Here is a 14999-nt window from a genome sequence, read left to right on the forward strand (position 1 = left end):
CTCCTGAAAGACCGCGTTGGGGCCTTCGTGAACAAGTTCCCTCCCACCGAACCGGGTTCAGGATGCAGCCTCTGTGGGAGCTGCCGAAGGCTGCGATGACTCTATTTCACAGTCTTCGGCGCCTTACCGGCCTTCATTTGTTCCAACAATGGCGCGCATTGGTTGGGCTCGCCGCCACTCGGGGCTATCAAGGCCAACAACCCAGCCGCAGGCCCCATCACGGCGCCGAGCAGCACCATTCCGGCACCGCGCAGTATTAACGGCCCGGACTGTACGCCAGCGTCTGGTTTGCCGAAGGGACCACGTACATACAGTGGCGAGCGCAGGGAGAACACGCGGAAGCCTTTGGACTCGGGGGTGATTTTCAGGTCCAACTGCTCGCTGGCGAAGTTAGCCGTGCCGTTGATGTAGATGATCGCGTTTTCAGTGTCAAAGGCGAACAGCTTGGTGGTTGCCAGACCGTTTTTAATGTCCAGGTCGGCAGCCGCGCAGTTGATCTTCACGTCTTGATCGCCAAAAATCTTCCCAACTACATAGTTGCCGACGTTCAACCCCGCAATTTCCATCAGGCTGCGGCTGATCGCGCCGTCATTGACCAGCATCTTCACTTCGCCATTGGACGTACCTAGCAGCGCCGAGACCGAATTGCCTTTGCCACTAATGTCAGCATCGCCGTTCAATTCGCCAAAACTGGTTTTCATGGGTTCGAACGTCGGGAACAATTGCTTGAGTTTGAAGTTGCGCGCAGTGAGCTTGGCTCGCCCTTGTAACGGAGTATTCCGGCCGTCCAGACGTATATCAGCGTCCAGCTTGCCGCCCGCCACGCCAAAGCGCAGCGGCTGCATGCTGAGTTGGCCATCGTCGAGCACAACGTGGGTGTACAGATCGGTGAATGGCAAGCTGGCACTCTGGACGATTTTCTTGCCGGTGAACTCCACGTCAGCGTCCATCACCCGCCAGCGATCAGTGTGAAACTCCTCGACCGGCAACACCTTGCCCGTGGGCTGCTTGCTTTCACCACCACGTTTTTTCTGTGCGGCGTTGGAGTCAGCGCCAATCAATGGCGCCAAGTCAGCGAACAACAACTGTTCGGAGACCAACGCGCCCGTCAGCTTTGGACGCGGCTGGCTGGCGACATAACCGAGGTCGCCATGGATATCGCTGTTGCCAATCTTGCCGTTGAAGCCTTCGTAACGGAACGACGCCCCAGCGGCATCATGCAATTTGGCGATCAGATGACCGTCGGTGGAATACGCCGGTGAGTCCGGCAGGTTTACGCCCGTCAACTTATACAGATTGCCCAAGCTGCTGCCTGAGAGCTTCAATCGCAAATCCAGCGCGCCGAGGTTTTGGGGGTCGGTCAGGGTTCCGGCCAACACTATTCGGGTGTCGGCGATCTGCACATCAGCCTGCACCGGGAACGGTTGCGCTGCATCTTTAAGCGCCAGCAGGCCACCGACTTTGCCGTTGCCGCTAAGTTTTTGCTCGTGATATTGACCTTTGACGGTCAAGGCAAATGCATAGTCTTGAGGCGCGGTGCCTTTGTCCTGCGCTTTTTTGGCTTCGCTGGTGCCGACGATGTCGCTGAACGGGATAGGCTTGCCCAAGGGGTCAATTACCAAATCCAATTGCGTCTTCAGGGTCTGGTCGTTGAGGCTGACAAGGCCTTTGTCGAACTTGATAGCGCCAATATCCAACACCCATTTCGACGGCTCCGCGTTAGGGTCGGACTTGGGCAGATCAAACGTCCAGTTGGCACGACCATCGGCCAGACGCTCCAGCTTGGTGTCGGGCGCGGTCAGGTCAATCCGCGGAATAACCACTTGATGCAGCAGCAGTGGCAATGGCGCCAAGCGGAACTCAACGCGCTTAAGGGTGACCATCTGCGGGTTTTTTGACCAATCCGGGTTGCCCAACGTCAGGTCCTGCGCAACAAAATGTGGCCACGGCACCCAGGCACGCCAGCCGCCCTGGTCCTGCTCACGCTCCCACAGCACCGCGAGGTCGCCATTAATTGCAAAGGGCCGATGCAACGCCTCAGAGACTTTCTCGTTGAGGATCGGCTTGATTCGATTCCAATCGAACGTGACGATCACAATGGCCAGAACTGCCAGCACCACCACGATAATAATGCCAGTCCAATTGAAAATTTTACGGCGACGCGTCATGCATGACTCTCCTGATTATTCATTTTCTTACCTGCAGTGGCGCATCTGCCGTAAGCGTAGACCGTGCTGGCGTTTAGAAGCCTTGTCCTTCGACTAGCAAAAGCGCCGCAGGTTTGATTCGGATGGAAAATAAGCTGAACTGATCAATGAACCCAGCATTGCACGCACTTCTTCCGGGCAAAAAAAATTGGCAATCACCACATCAGGGCAGATTCATTTCACTACATGCCAAGTGGGCCGTGGCTTATATAGACGAATCAATTTCATCGATAGTTACCATTACTTTTATAAACTTTTATATCGACAAGTCGAGAGTAGGATGCGCGCACTCAAACTTTTAATGCCCTTCCGAGGAGCGCCTGTCATGAAACACCCACTGCTGCTTAGCCTTTCCCTGTCGCTGCTGGCTTCCACCGCTTTCGCTATGCCAGCCAACGAACAGGCAGTCTCAGCTCAGGCCCAACAAACCGTGGTTGAAGGCGGTTCTGATCGCGCCAATCAGCGTGCCGCTCGCGTAGCCGATACCGACTCAGGCCGTCTGATTCAGCAATATCAACGCGTCGCTGAAGGTGGTGCGGACCGCTTGGCTGAGCAACACACCCGCCAAAGCTAAGCAGTCGCGTACGCCAAAACCCGGCCGTGTGCCGGGTTTTTGCTGTGCCGGTTTTACTGTCCCCGCGTTTGCTTCGCGCAAATTCAGCGCATTTGTTAAAGTGCCGCGCAGTCTCCATACAGATATCCGCCGCCCATGCTGCCCCGTGCCGAACAGAAACAACAAACCCGCCATGCCTTGCTCGACGCCGCGCACAGCTTGATGGCGAGTGGCCGAGGGTTTGGCAGCCTTAGCCTGCGTGAAGTGGCGAAAACCGCGGGCATTGTGCCCACCGGGTTCTATCGTCATTTCGAAGACATGGACCAGTTGGGCCTGGCGTTGGTCTATGAAGTGGGCCAGACCTTTCGCAAAACCATTCGCTTGGTACGTCATAACAAATCTGTTGTCGGCGGAATCATCGAAGAGTCAGTAAAAATCTTCCTCGAAGTGGTTTCGGCCAATCGTTCGCAGTTTCTGTTTTTGGCCCGCGAACAATATGGCGGCTCGCTGCAAGTACGACAGGCCTTGGGGGAGCTGCGCGACGGCATCAGCGCTGACCTGGCCGCAGACTTGGCGTTAATGCCGAAGCTCAAGCATCTGGACGCTGACGATCTTTCGGTAATGGCCGACCTCGTGGTGAAAAGCGTCTTTGCCATGCTCCCGGAATTGATCGATCCTCCCGCCGACACCCTCGCCGATCACCTAACGCCTCGCGCCAAAATCACCCAGCAATTGCGTTTCATCTTCATCGGCGCGAACCATTGGCAAGGTCTTGGTAGTACCGAGTGACCACTAACAGTGCGCTTAAGCGCTTCAGGCACCAAATAAGCGCAATATAACGCCCCGCGTTTAAGCGCTGGCGCCATCTGTAGGCGCATTCCCATATTGGCAAGCCCCTTGCTCTGCCAACGTAATCGCAATTAGCTGGAAACCTTCTGATGCTGGTGATCCACCGAAGAATCGATTCGCAAGCCGAATGGGCTGCCGAGCTGCATTTGAATTTCGAAGCCCGCAGCAAGAGCCGCCTGCGGTGCGTCAGCGCCGAGGGTGAAGACGTCGGGTTGTTTCTTGAGCGCGGTCAGCCGCCGTTACGCGATGGCGAGCGCCTGCAAGCAGAAGATGGCCGTATTGTTAAAGTGTGCGCTCGCCCTGAGCTGCTGATGCATGTCACCTGCAGCAACGCTTATGAGCTAACCCGTGCGGCGTATCACTTGGGCAACCGCCACGTTGCACTGCAAGTGGGCGATGGCTGGCTGCGTTTACTCGACGACTACGTGCTTAAGGCCATGCTTGACCAGTTGGGTGCCACCACCGAGTCCATCGAAGCACCTTTCCAGCCTGAACATGGCGCCTACGGTGGCGGTCATCACCACTCGCGCGCGGGCGAAGAGGACTTTAACTATCCCCCCCGCATGCACCAGTTTGGTGTGCGCACGTGAATAGCGCTTGGGCGCTGTTGCGCCTGGCTAGCCCACAATTGCCCATTGGCGGCTATAGCTACTCCCAAGGGTTGGAGATGGCGGTCGAACAAGCGCTGGTCAACGACACCCGCAGCGCCGGACGCTGGATTGGTGATCAGCTACTGCTTAACCTCAGTCGTTTTGAAGCGCCTTTACTGCTCGCACATTGCACCGCAGCGGCCGAGGAAGATTGGGCGCAGTTGCTTCAATTGAGCCAGGAACATCGCGCCTGTCGAGAGACTCGCGAGCTGTTTCAGGAAAGTCGGCAGATGGGCTATTCCTTGCACCAATTGCTCAGTGGCTTACCGGAACTGGATGCACCCGCACGACAATTTTTACAGCAACTGCCAGAGCCGCATTTGGCGTTGGGCTGGGCCTTGGCTGCCCGCGCGTGGGGCATTAGCCCACAAGACGCGTTGGCTGCCTGGTTATGGAGCTGGCTGGAAAACCAATTGGCAGTGTTGATGAAAACTCTGCCGCTGGGCCAGCAAGCTGCGCAACGCCTGACCAGTGAGTTGCTGCCTTTGCTGCAACAGGCACAGCAGCAGGCGACGGATATTGAGCCCGCCCATTACGGCAGCGCCGCGTTTGGCTTGTCACTGGCGAGCATGGCCCATGAACGTCAGTACAGCCGACTGTTCAGGTCCTGATCTTTTTTATACGGCGCTCGGCTCAACAATGGGTCGAGAACCCTTAACCGCTCATTGGAGAACGTTATGAACAGCCAACCTCTGCGTATCGGCATCGGTGGTCCGGTCGGCTCCGGTAAAACAGCCCTGACGCTGGCGTTGTGTCTGGCACTGCGTGAGCGCTACAACTTGGCCGTGGTCACCAACGACATCTACACCCGTGAAGACGCTGACTTCCTGGTGCGTAACGAAGCGTTGGCGCCGGAGCGGATCATCGGCGTCGAAACCGGTGGTTGCCCGCATACGGCCATTCGTGAAGACGCCTCGATCAACCTCGAAGCAGTTGATCAGTTGAATCGACGTTTTCCGGGGCTGGACGTGATCATCGTCGAATCCGGTGGCGACAATCTATCGGCGACCTTCAGCCCGGAGCTGTCGGACCTGACGATTTACGTGATCGACGTTTCTGCTGGCGACAAGCTGCCGCGCAAAGGCGGCCCGGGAATCTGTAAGTCCGATTTGCTGGTGATCAACAAGGTCGATTTGGCACCCTTGGTTGGCGCTTCGCTGGAAATGATGGACCGTGACACGAAGAAGATGCGTGGCGAAAAACCGTTCGTTTTCAGCAATCAAAAAACCGGCCTGGGGCTGGAACAGATCATCGCTTTCATTGAACGCCAAGGCCTGCTGACCGAAGCGGCTTGATTTCATTTCTTCAGGGAACCGTTTATGAACTACAAAAAAGTCGTCTACACCCTCGCACTGTTGCTGACCCCAGCCTTGGCGTTCGCGCACCCGGGCCACGATGAAAACGGATTAATGGCCGGGATCAGTCACCCGCTCAGCGGCATTGATCACTTGCTGGCCATGGTGGCCGTTGGTCTGTGGGCCGCGCAGCAGAAAGGATCGGCACGCTGGGCCCTGCCCTGCACCTTCGTCGGCATGCTGTTGATCGGTGGGATATTAGGCTTTGACGGCTTGAACGTTCCCGGATTGGAAAGTGGAATTGCAGCCTCGGTATTTGCGCTTGGCTTGGCGGTGGCATTGGCGGTGCGACCTCCGCTGGCAGTAGCAGTCGGCGCGACAGCGCTGTTTGGGCTGTTTCACGGCGTCGCGCATGGCCTTGAATTACCGGAAATGAGCAGCCCGTGGGCCTATGCCGCCGGCTTCGTTGCCGCCACTGCCGCACTGCATGCTGTAGGTTACGCCGTGGTGCGATTCCTGCCGCAATCGGCATCGCCCCTGGTGCGCATCGCCGGCGCCGCATCGGCCGTGACCGGTGTTTGGTTGATGGCGGGCTAATCTTTATCGTCTGAACTGGTCGTTCGCCAACAAGTTGGCTGCAGAGAATATGTTTTTCTGTGGGACCGAATTCATTCGGGAAGGCCACGACGTGGTCATCCAGGCACACCGCGTCGCTTGTTTTCCCGAATGAATTCGGTCCAACAAAAGCGACCAGTGCAGCTCACAGATCTGTAGATAGCCAACTTGTTGGCGAGGCGTTTCCCCATTGCGTTACCATGTCGCGCAAACGCCCTTGCCGTGACGCCAGCCGATGCCCGATGTTTCCAGCTCTGCCTCTCAGTCTGAATTGACCACCGTATTCGCCACTGTGCAGCTGCATTTTCAGCAGGTCATCGTGCCGCTGTGGCTGGGTCCTGGCTGGAATCCGCAGTTGGCGCTGCCGTATGAAGCGGTGAACGCCGATCATCAGCCGTTGCCACCTCAGCGTTACCGAGCCATGGCCTGTGCGCGTCAGCTGTACCTGTTTTCCAGCTTGATCGATAACCCCGCCATCCCTGAGGCAAAAAACCGGGCGGCGTTGCTGTTTCGATCCTTGCAGCAGCATTTCCACGATGCCGAGCACGGTGGCTGGTTTTACAGCATTGATCCACAAGGCAAGCCGCTGGATCGGCGCAAAGACCTGTACACCCACGCGTTCATCATTTTCGCCTGTGCCCACTACTGGGCCAAAGTGCGCGAGCCGTTGGTGGAGTCGGTACTTAATGCCGCACTTCACGTGGTCGCCGAGCGCTTCGGCGATGGTGCGGGGCTGTACGAAGCGAGCCTTGATCAGGACTGGTCATCGCTGGGCAGCGGTCCGTTGCAGAACCCGTTGATGCACTTGGCTGAGGCTTTTCTCGCCACGGTGTCGGTCCGCGAAGACGCCGCCACACAAGCCGCACTGCTGGCGTTGACCACTGCCATGCAACTGCGCTTCATCGATCCGGCACACGGTGTGATGCTGGAAAAACCGTTGGGCGCTGTGGATAACTGGTTCGAGCCCGGTCATCAGTTTGAATGGTTCTTTCTGTTGGCTTCTTCGCCGCTGCTTCAGGGCAGCCCACTGCATGTGTCGCTGACCCGAGCGTTCGCTTACACCGAGCAACAGGGCGTTGATCTGCTGACGGGTGCGGTCAAGGCGATGCTGGAAGTAGATGGCAGCGTGCGCGACGCTACCCAACGGATATGGGCGCAAGCCGAATACCTGCGGGCATTGGCATTGCGGCCTGACAGCGAAGCAGCGCTGGCTCGCCAATTGAATGCGTTGCAACAACGTTTTCTGCACCCGACTGGCTGGAATGAATGCCTGGATGCCGATGGCAAAATCAGCCGCAGCGATATGCCATCGACCACGCCCTATCATCTAGCAACCTGCTACAGCGGGCTGATTGAGTGTTTCAACCGCTAACGCCTTCGCGAATGAATGCGTTCCACAGGGATCTTTGCGCGAACACAAAACCCTGTAGGACCGAATTCATTCGGGAAGCGGCCGATGCGGTCTAACTCACTCAGCCGCGGGTACGATCAATCGCAAAACCAGCCCATGTCTGGCTGACCGGCATCAGTTCCAGGCTATTAACGTTGACGTGCGCAGGCGTAGTCATCAGCCAAAAGATGGTATCGGCGATGTCTTGCGGCTGGATGGCCTCAGCACCTGCGTAGGTCGCGTCATAACGCTCTTTGTCACCCGCGAAACGCACCAGCGAGAACTCGCTTTCACACAGGCCTGGCTCAAGGTTGGTAACGCGCACGCCGGTGCCAATCAAATCGCAACGCAGGTTCAACGAGAACTGCTTAACGAATGCCTTGGTTGCGCCGTACACGTGACTGCCCGGATAAGGGTAATTACCCGCAATAGAACCGAGGTTGATGATCGAAGCGCCTCGGCCATGGGCAATCAGCCGCGGCAACAATAAACGCGTGGTGTACATCAAGCCTTTGACGTTGGTGTCGACCATAGTGTCCCAGTCGTCCAGATCGCATTTCGGCGCGGGATCAACACCCAATGCCAGACCGGCGTTGTTGATCAACCCACGAATGCTCGCAAACTCTGTCGGCAAACCGGCAATGGCGCTCTCCATGGCCGCACGGTCGCGCACGTCCACCACCAGGCCATGGACCTTGGTCTTTTTCGACAATTCAGCGCACAGCGCATTCAGGCGCTCTTCACGACGGCCCGTCAGCACAAGCGACCAGCCCGCGTCGGCAAATTTACGGGCGCACGCTTCGCCGAAGCCGGATGTAGCACCCGTAATGAATACAGTGGACGTCATTTCTTTCTCCTGATTTGGCTCGAACGCAGCACAGCCATGATTACTTTTAGGGAAACCGACCGGCAGAATGCCCGGCCTAGCGTGTGACCAGCAAGCACGGGATAACTCGACCTCGCACCGCACGCGGCTGTACAAAAATCACTCTATCGGCGCAACACCATAGCCCGTAAGGGCTGCACTGAGTTTTACCCACCTTATCCACAGCGCCACCCACATTTTTTGGGGGCAACTGCGAATCGGGGCGAGCACGATCATTGCTGGCATCGTGCAGATTCTTAGACGTTTTTTACTTGACCCTGAGCGCCACATCTGACGAGGTTAAAAACGCCTCTAAAGATCAAAAAACTGCGTGAAGGCTCCATGCCAGTAACTACGGCCTTCACATGGACCTTTCCAGTGCTTGTCCACCGACTTATCCACAGGGACGGTGGATATAAAGACTGTATGAACAAACAGCTAGAAAACCATTGACAGAAACCATTGATGCTCACGGAAAAGCCGCTGATCAAAAAATAATCAGACAGCTGCAGGCCACGTAAAACAAGGGCTACAGCCAGCTACTCCCATGTTACCCACAGCTACCTCCACAGCAATCTTGGACAAGTCAAAACCGTGACAAAACAACTATTTGCAGCGCGTTTATGTCGCAGTTTAAGAGCTTGCCAAAAATGTTTTCCACAATTCGAAAAAAACGCGCCGAGGGCATAAATCCCAAGGCGCGTCGCGTATTTTCAACGTAAAAAACAGGAAATCAGTGACCGCCAAGGTAGGCGTTTCTGACCTCATCATTACTCAACAATTCTTTCCCCGTGCCAGTCAGACGAATCTCGCCATTGACCATCACATAAGCCCGATCCGAGAGCCGCAGCGCATGGTTGGCGTTCTGTTCGACGAGGAAGATAGTCATGCCAGACGCTGCCAGCTCGCGCAGGGTGGCAAAGATCATTTTGACCACGATCGGTGCCAGTCCCAGCGACGGCTCATCCAGCAGCAGCAACTTGGGACGGCTCATCAGGGCACGGGCGATGGCGAGCATTTGCTGCTCGCCGCCAGACATGGTCATGGCGCGCTGATTGCGGCGCTCTTTGAGCCGCGGGAACAACTCGAACATACGTTGCATGTCTTCCGAGGCAAACTTGTCACCAATGGGGATGGTGCCCATCAGCAAGTTTTCCTCGACGCTCATGTCCGGAAACACCCTTCGTCCTTCTGGCGACTGCGCAATGCCATGGGAAGCGATGTAGTGCGAAGACTTCTGGGTGATATCGACGCCTTGATAGATGATCTGTCCGCTGGCGGCCCGTGGCTGACCGAAAATCGACATCAACAATGTCGACTTGCCGGCGCCGTTGGAGCCAATCAGGCTCACGGTTTCGCCTTCATCAATATGCAAAGACACTTTTTTCAAAGCCTGGATCGGCCCGTAAAACACATCGATACTTTTCAATTCGAGGATGGGTACGCTCATACCAACTCCTCTTCATCAGCGCCCAAGTACGCGGCGATCACTTTTGGATCGTTGCGAATCTGTTCCGGGTGGCCTTGCGCAATAACGTTGCCGTGGTCGAGCACCACAATGTAGTCGGAAATACTCATGACCATGCCCATGTCGTGCTCGATCAGCACCACCGTCATGTCGTGCTCGTCGCGCAGCAGGCGGATCATGCCGCTCAGTGCTTCGGTTTCTTGTGGGTTGAGGCCCGCTGCCGGTTCATCGAGGCAGATGAGCTGCGGCCGCGTGCACATGGCTCGGGCGATCTCCAGACGACGCTGTTGGCCGTAGGACAGCTCACCGGCGAGGCGGTTGGCGCAGTCCACCAGGTTCACCACTTCCAGCCAATAGAACGCATGATCCAGCGCATCGCTTTCGGCCTTGCGATAGCCTTTAGTGTTAAGAATCCCGGCGACCATGCTGCGATTGACCCACATGTGCTGGGCCACCAACAGGTTCTCTATAACTGACATCTCCTTGAACAGGCGAATATTCTGGAAGGTACGTGCCAGACCGGCGCGGTTCACTAAGTGCGTGCCACCAAACATCTTGTAGAACAGACGCGTGCCGAACTTTTTTAGCGACGCGAAGTCACTAGCCTTGAACGACTCACCCAACAACTGGATCACGTTGGTGCTGTTGCCACGGCTGTTGAGCTGAATGCGGCCGCCTGTGGCTTTGTAAAAGCCAGTCAGGCAATTGAACACGGTGGTCTTGCCAGCGCCGTTAGGACCGATCAGCGCCGAAATCGAGTTGCGTTTGATCTGCAGGCTGACGTCACTGAGGGCCTTGATGCCGCCAAAGTGCATCATCAGGTTCTCGACCGAGAGAATGACTTCATCGTTCATGGCGCCACTCCTTTGCGCGCAAGCACGCCGGTACGGCTAATCCGGATCAGGCCGCGCGGTTTCCAGATCATCATCACCACCATCAGGATGCCGAACAGCAACACGCGGTATTCGGCGAAACTACGCAACAGCTCCGGGGTCACGGTCAACACAAAGGCGGCAATCACCACACCGACCGTCGAACCCATACCGCCCAGAACCACGATGGCGAGGATCAGCGCCGATTCATAGAAGGTGAACGAGGTCGGGTTGACAAAGCCTTGGTAAGTACCGAAGAACACCCCGGCCAGACCTGCTGTCGAAGCCCCTAGCGTAAAAGCCGAGAGCTTGACCAGTACGTGATTCAGGCCCATGGCGCGGCAGGCGATTTCGTCTTCACGCAAGGCTTCCCAAGCGCGGCCGACTGGCATGCGGGTCAAGCGATGCTTGACGTACAGCACCAGCAACACCACCACGAACAGCACGGCGTAAATGAACATGTACTTGAGGGTAGGGTTGTAATCTATGCCCAGCAGTTGGTGGATCGGCGTGCCGCCATCGCGAGCGAAACGACCGAATTCGATCCCAAAAAAAGTCGGGGCCGGCACTGGCATGCCGTTAGGTCCACCGGTGAAAGACAGCCAGTTGGTCAAGATCAGGCGAATGATTTCACCGAAACCCAACGTCACGATAGCCAAGTAATCACCGTGCATGCGTAAAACCGGGAAGCCGAGGATGCAACCGGCCAGCGCAGCCATCAGCGCAGAAAGCGGCAACACCGTCCAGAAGCCAAGCCCCAGGTAGTGATAACCCAGTGCCAGACCATAGGCACCGATGGCGTAGAACGCCACGTAACCCAAGTCGAGCAGACCAGCCAGGCCCACTACAATGTTTAGGCCCAGACCCAGCAATACGTAGATCAGACCAAGGATCACAACCGTTAGCACGTACTGGTCGGCGAACACCGGAAAGATCAGGGCAACTACAATGAAGAATGGAATGATGTAACGCAGACGCGATTTGTAGTCCGGTGGCAGTACGTGGACACCGGAACCGGTCGTTTCAAAGCTTTGCTGGACCTTTATGCCCTTGGCGGTCTGCATGAACAAACTCAGGAACAACCGGCCAATCATTACCCCGCCAACCATCCAAGCCACGCGTGTCGGCTGCAGGTTAAAACCATACCCGTCGAGAACCACCCCGACGACGGGGCCGAAAACAATTAGCGACATGAGACCGGCAAGAACGGTATCGACCAGGCTTTTCTTTATATCAATAGGTTTTTTATTGGCTGCGGACATACTTATACCTTCGCCACAAGTGGGCGACCCAACAGGCCTTGAGGACGGAAAATCAGGATCAGTACCAACAGCGAGAAGCTGAAGACGTCCTTATAGTCAGAGTTGATAACACCGGAGAACAACGACTCGGAGATCCCGAGAATGATCCCGCCGAGCATCGCGCCGGGCAGCGAACCAATCCCGCCGAGTACCGCAGCGGTAAAAGCCTTAATGCCAATCACAAAGCCTGCGGAGAAGTCAAAAGTACCGTAGTTCAAGGTGATCAATACACCGGCCAGCGCAGCCATGGCGGCACCGATAATGAACACGTAGGAAATCACCCTGTCAGTGTTGATGCCAAGGATCGAGGCCATTTTGCGGTCTTGTTGGGTCGCGCGACACATGCGTCCCAGCGTAGTGAATTTGATGATGTAGGTAAGTACGGCCATTCCGACAAATGCGGCGACTAGAATAAAAATCTTGGTGTAGGTGATTTGCACGAAACCTGTGCCGAACTCGATTCTCCAGGCACCGCTCAGCAAGGTTGGAATACCCTGTTGCCGTGAACCCTGAGCAATCTGCGCGTAGTTCTGCAGAATCAGCGAAACGCCGATAGCACTAATCAACGGTGCTAGTCGGGTGGAGTTACGCAGCGGTTTGTAAGCGATGCGCTCGATGACCCAGCCATAGGCACCTGTCACGAACACGGTGAATAGCAAGGTTGCGAATATCAACAGCGGAAAGGACTCAACACCGAAATACGTCAGAAGGGCTAGCGTGATTGCTGCCAGGTAAGCAGAAATCATGTACACCTCGCCATGAGCGAAGTTGATCATGCCGATGATGCCGTAGACCATTGTGTAGCCGATGGCTATCAGGCCATAGACCGACCCGAGGGTCAGACCGTTGATAACTTGTTGCAGGAAAATACCGTCCATCACGCACTCTCACGAACTTGAGAGGCCACCGCTAACCCGAGATCGATGAGCCCTTGTGAGGCGCATCTGGCCAAGATCATGTGGCTCAGAAGAAAAATACCGGGTCGGCAGAGTTGCACAGCCCATTACCAGCGCGAGGCCTGCGCCTTGCGATCAACTCGCAAGGCGCAGGTCAGGCAGAGCGCCTATCTCACTTCTGCTTTTCCAACTGGTGGTATTTGCCAGCGGCATCCCACTGATACACCACGTAGTCGGAGATTTTCAGGTCACCCTTCGAATCCCACTCTTTGGTGCCCATGACGGTTTTGACCGGGTGCGACTTCAGCCACTTGGCCGCGTCTTCGCCTTTGTTCGACTTGGCACCGTTGAAGCCTGCAGCCAGGGCTTGTACCGAGGCGTAAGCGTACAGGGTGTAGCCTTCAGGCTCGTAGCCGGATTTTTTGAACTCTTCCACGACAGCCTTGCTGTCTGGAATCAGGCGCGGGTCAGCACCGAAGGTCATGTACACGCCATCGACGTACGGAGCGCCGCCAGCAGTGGCGACCATTTCGTCAGTCACGATGCCGTCATCGGACATGAACTTGACGTCTTTCAGGCCTTCAGTACGCAGTTGGTGAACCAAAGGACCGGCTTCCGGGTGCAGGCCGCCGAAGTAAACCACGTCAGCACCGGCTGCGCGGATCTTGGTGACCAGGGCGCTGTAGTCTTTCTCGCCACGGGTCAGACCTTCTTCCAGCACGGGCTTGACGCCACGTTTGGTCAGCTGCTGAGCAGTCGCGTCAGCCAGGCCTTTGCCGTAGGTGTCTTTGTCGTTGATGACGGCAACTTTCTTGCCTTTCAGGACGTCGACGATGTAGTCCCCGGCCACGATGCCTTGCTGGTCGTCACGACCACACATACGCATCATTGCAGGCAGGCCGCGCTCGGTCACCGCTGGGTTGGTGGAACCCGGAGTGATGGCGAGGATGCCAGCGTCGGCATAGACCTCAGACGCAGGAATGGTCGACGAGGAGCAGAAGTGACCGACGACGCCGGCAACTTTGTCCTGGACCATTTTGTTGGCCACGGAAACGGCTTGTTTTGGTTCGCAGGCGTCATCGCCCTTGACCAGAACAATTTGCTCACCGTTGACGCCGCCCGCCTTGTTGATCGCATCGGCTGCAGCCTGTGCGCCTTTCATGTACTGCTCACCGAACGATGCGTTGGCACCGGTCATCGGACCCGCAACCCCAAACTTGATATCTGCCTGAGCGAACGACGTAGCACCCAGCGCAGTAGCAACTGCGAGTGCCAGAAAACCCTTCCTGTAGAACGTCTGCGACATGTGATGGTGCTCCTGAGGTTTTTTTAGTTAGCACAGCAACTTCAGCGGAAGCTTTGATTCAGCTACAAGCTCAGAGCAAGTGGCGTGCCATAGGATTTTTATTCTGTAAAAAGTCGCTACTTTGTTGCAGATCGACCTTTTCGAGCCTATTCGACAGCGTGTGCAACCGGTCTAAACCGCCATAGGTGCAACCCTGAAGCGGAAAAGTGCAACCCTAACAAACAAACATAGCAACCTATGCAACTAACAGCGTGCAACCCGACTGTAACCGTATGCGTCACCGAACTGCACACCTACGGTGCGTGACCGCTACAGGACGCACCATCTCAGGGTAGTGGGTGCGCGATAAAAGCGCCGCAGCAAGTGCAAAAAATTGCGTTAAATCACGATGCGCAGGCACTGGCCCGCGTGATACAGCGAGAATCCCGCCTCATAAAGTGCACTGCGCAGCCCGACACCGGCGATAGGATCCATCGGTGCAAACGGAACGGGTAGCGCTTTAACATCACCATGACACACATAATCGGCAAATGCTTTGCCTACGACGGTACCGGTGGTATTCCCACGTCCGTTGTAACCGGTGACTGCCACCAACCCTGGGGCTGGCTCAAATAAGCGCAGCAAGTGATCCGGGGTAAAAGCAATGGTGCCGGTCCAGGTGCATTCCCACTCCACCGGTTTAAGGTACGGAAAGTAATGCTGTTGAACGCGGTCGGCCCAGGCTTTGAGAAA

The 14999-nt window shown here is 56.2% G+C and carries 15 protein-coding genes; 7 read left to right on the forward strand and 8 right to left on the reverse strand.

Going from position 1 to position 14999, the window contains the following annotated elements; all coding sequences use genetic code 11:
• Positions 1-101 precede the first annotated feature (101 nt).
• On the reverse strand, positions 102-2168 hold the full coding sequence (locus M0974_RS10715; RefSeq protein ID WP_297836059.1) for an AsmA family protein: 2067 nt from the start codon (positions 2166-2168) through the stop codon (positions 102-104).
• Between the two features lie 364 nt (positions 2169-2532).
• On the opposite strand from M0974_RS10715, the gene M0974_RS10720 reads away from it, so the two are divergent.
• The 7 genes from M0974_RS10720 (at position 2533) to M0974_RS10750 (ending at position 7541) form a co-directional block, all read left to right on the forward strand.
• Entirely contained in the window at positions 2533-2781 is a 249-nt protein-coding gene (locus M0974_RS10720) for a hypothetical protein (protein ID WP_297836061.1), read from the forward strand.
• Positions 2782-2916: 135 nt separating this feature from the next.
• A complete protein-coding gene (locus M0974_RS10725) occupies positions 2917-3549 on the forward strand; it encodes a TetR family transcriptional regulator (RefSeq protein ID WP_297836062.1) in 633 nt (210 codons plus the stop codon).
• Between the two features lie 149 nt (positions 3550-3698).
• Positions 3699-4199 carry an urease accessory protein UreE gene (gene ureE, locus M0974_RS10730; protein ID WP_297836063.1) on the forward strand — a complete coding sequence of 167 codons (501 nt, stop codon included), beginning with the start codon at positions 3699-3701 and terminating at the stop codon, positions 4197-4199.
• On the forward strand, positions 4196-4870 hold the full coding sequence (locus tag M0974_RS10735) for an urease accessory protein UreF (RefSeq protein ID WP_297836064.1): 675 nt from the start codon (positions 4196-4198) through the stop codon (positions 4868-4870). The genes ureE and M0974_RS10735 overlap by 4 nt, the downstream gene beginning before the upstream one ends.
• Positions 4871-4936: 66 nt before the next feature.
• Positions 4937-5554 carry an urease accessory protein UreG gene (ureG, locus tag M0974_RS10740; RefSeq protein WP_297836065.1) on the forward strand — a complete coding sequence of 206 codons (618 nt, stop codon included), beginning with the start codon at positions 4937-4939 and terminating at the stop codon, positions 5552-5554.
• A 24-nt stretch (positions 5555-5578) separates the two neighbouring features.
• The gene (locus M0974_RS10745) at positions 5579-6151 is read left to right on the forward strand and encodes a HupE/UreJ family protein (RefSeq protein WP_297836067.1); all 573 of its coding nucleotides are present in this window, start codon (positions 5579-5581) and stop codon (positions 6149-6151) included.
• Positions 6152-6404: 253 nt separating this feature from the next.
• Positions 6405-7541: an AGE family epimerase/isomerase gene (locus M0974_RS10750; protein ID WP_297836069.1), complete on the forward strand. Its 1137-nt coding sequence runs from the start codon at positions 6405-6407 to the stop codon at positions 7539-7541.
• Positions 7542-7641: 100 nt separating this feature from the next.
• Here M0974_RS10750 and M0974_RS10755 read toward each other — a convergent pair whose 3' ends face one another.
• The 7 genes from M0974_RS10755 to M0974_RS10785 form a co-directional block, all read right to left on the reverse strand.
• Complete coding sequence (locus tag M0974_RS10755; RefSeq protein ID WP_297836071.1) at positions 7642-8406, reverse strand: SDR family oxidoreductase; 765 nt, start codon at positions 8404-8406, stop codon at positions 7642-7644.
• Positions 8407-9157: 751 nt separating this feature from the next.
• Positions 9158-9874 carry an ABC transporter ATP-binding protein gene (locus M0974_RS10760; RefSeq protein WP_297836073.1) on the reverse strand — a complete coding sequence of 239 codons (717 nt, stop codon included), beginning with the start codon at positions 9872-9874 and terminating at the stop codon, positions 9158-9160.
• The gene (locus M0974_RS10765) at positions 9871-10746 is read right to left on the reverse strand and encodes an ABC transporter ATP-binding protein (protein WP_297836075.1); all 876 of its coding nucleotides are present in this window, start codon (positions 10744-10746) and stop codon (positions 9871-9873) included. Before M0974_RS10765 ends, M0974_RS10760 begins: the two co-directional genes overlap by 4 nt.
• The gene (gene livM / locus M0974_RS10770) at positions 10743-12026 is read right to left on the reverse strand and encodes a high-affinity branched-chain amino acid ABC transporter permease LivM (protein WP_297836077.1); all 1284 of its coding nucleotides are present in this window, start codon (positions 12024-12026) and stop codon (positions 10743-10745) included. Before livM ends, M0974_RS10765 begins: the two co-directional genes overlap by 4 nt.
• 2 nt (positions 12027-12028) lie before the next feature.
• Entirely contained in the window at positions 12029-12943 is a 915-nt protein-coding gene (locus M0974_RS10775) for a branched-chain amino acid ABC transporter permease LivH (RefSeq protein WP_297836078.1), read from the reverse strand.
• Between the two features lie 190 nt (positions 12944-13133).
• Positions 13134-14267: a branched-chain amino acid ABC transporter substrate-binding protein gene (locus M0974_RS10780; RefSeq protein ID WP_297836079.1), complete on the reverse strand. Its 1134-nt coding sequence runs from the start codon at positions 14265-14267 to the stop codon at positions 13134-13136.
• Between the two features lie 378 nt (positions 14268-14645).
• A partial coding sequence (locus M0974_RS10785) for an FAD-dependent oxidoreductase (RefSeq protein WP_367278985.1) occupies positions 14646-14999 on the reverse strand: 354 nt, incomplete at its 5' end.

The organism is Pseudomonas sp. (genome assembly GCF_026224925.1).
Lineage (GTDB): Bacteria > Pseudomonadota > Gammaproteobacteria > Pseudomonadales > Pseudomonadaceae > Aquipseudomonas.

Bases quoted from the DNA above. Each gene is read 5' to 3' on its own strand.
- M0974_RS10750 (WP_297836069.1), top strand. From the start codon at position 6,405: ATGCCCGATGTTTCCAGCTCTGCCTCTCAGTCTGAATTGACCACCGTA.
- livM (WP_297836077.1), bottom strand. From the start codon at position 12,026: ATGTCCGCAGCCAATAAAAAACCTATTGATATAAAGAAAAGCCTGGTC.
- M0974_RS10760 (WP_297836073.1), bottom strand. From the start codon at position 9,874: ATGAGCGTACCCATCCTCGAATTGAAAAGTATCGATGTGTTTTACGGG.
- M0974_RS10715 (WP_297836059.1), bottom strand. From the start codon at position 2,168: ATGACGCGTCGCCGTAAAATTTTCAATTGGACTGGCATTATTATCGTG.
- M0974_RS10755 (WP_297836071.1), bottom strand. From the start codon at position 8,406: ATGACGTCCACTGTATTCATTACGGGTGCTACATCCGGCTTCGGCGAA.
- ureE (WP_297836063.1), top strand. From the start codon at position 3,699: ATGCTGGTGATCCACCGAAGAATCGATTCGCAAGCCGAATGGGCTGCC.
- M0974_RS10725 (WP_297836062.1), top strand. From the start codon at position 2,917: ATGCTGCCCCGTGCCGAACAGAAACAACAAACCCGCCATGCCTTGCTC.
- M0974_RS10745 (WP_297836067.1), top strand. From the start codon at position 5,579: ATGAACTACAAAAAAGTCGTCTACACCCTCGCACTGTTGCTGACCCCA.
- M0974_RS10765 (WP_297836075.1), bottom strand. From the start codon at position 10,746: ATGAACGATGAAGTCATTCTCTCGGTCGAGAACCTGATGATGCACTTT.
- M0974_RS10780 (WP_297836079.1), bottom strand. From the start codon at position 14,267: ATGTCGCAGACGTTCTACAGGAAGGGTTTTCTGGCACTCGCAGTTGCT.
- M0974_RS10775 (WP_297836078.1), bottom strand. From the start codon at position 12,943: ATGGACGGTATTTTCCTGCAACAAGTTATCAACGGTCTGACCCTCGGG.
- M0974_RS10720 (WP_297836061.1), top strand. From the start codon at position 2,533: ATGAAACACCCACTGCTGCTTAGCCTTTCCCTGTCGCTGCTGGCTTCC.
- ureG (WP_297836065.1), top strand. From the start codon at position 4,937: ATGAACAGCCAACCTCTGCGTATCGGCATCGGTGGTCCGGTCGGCTCC.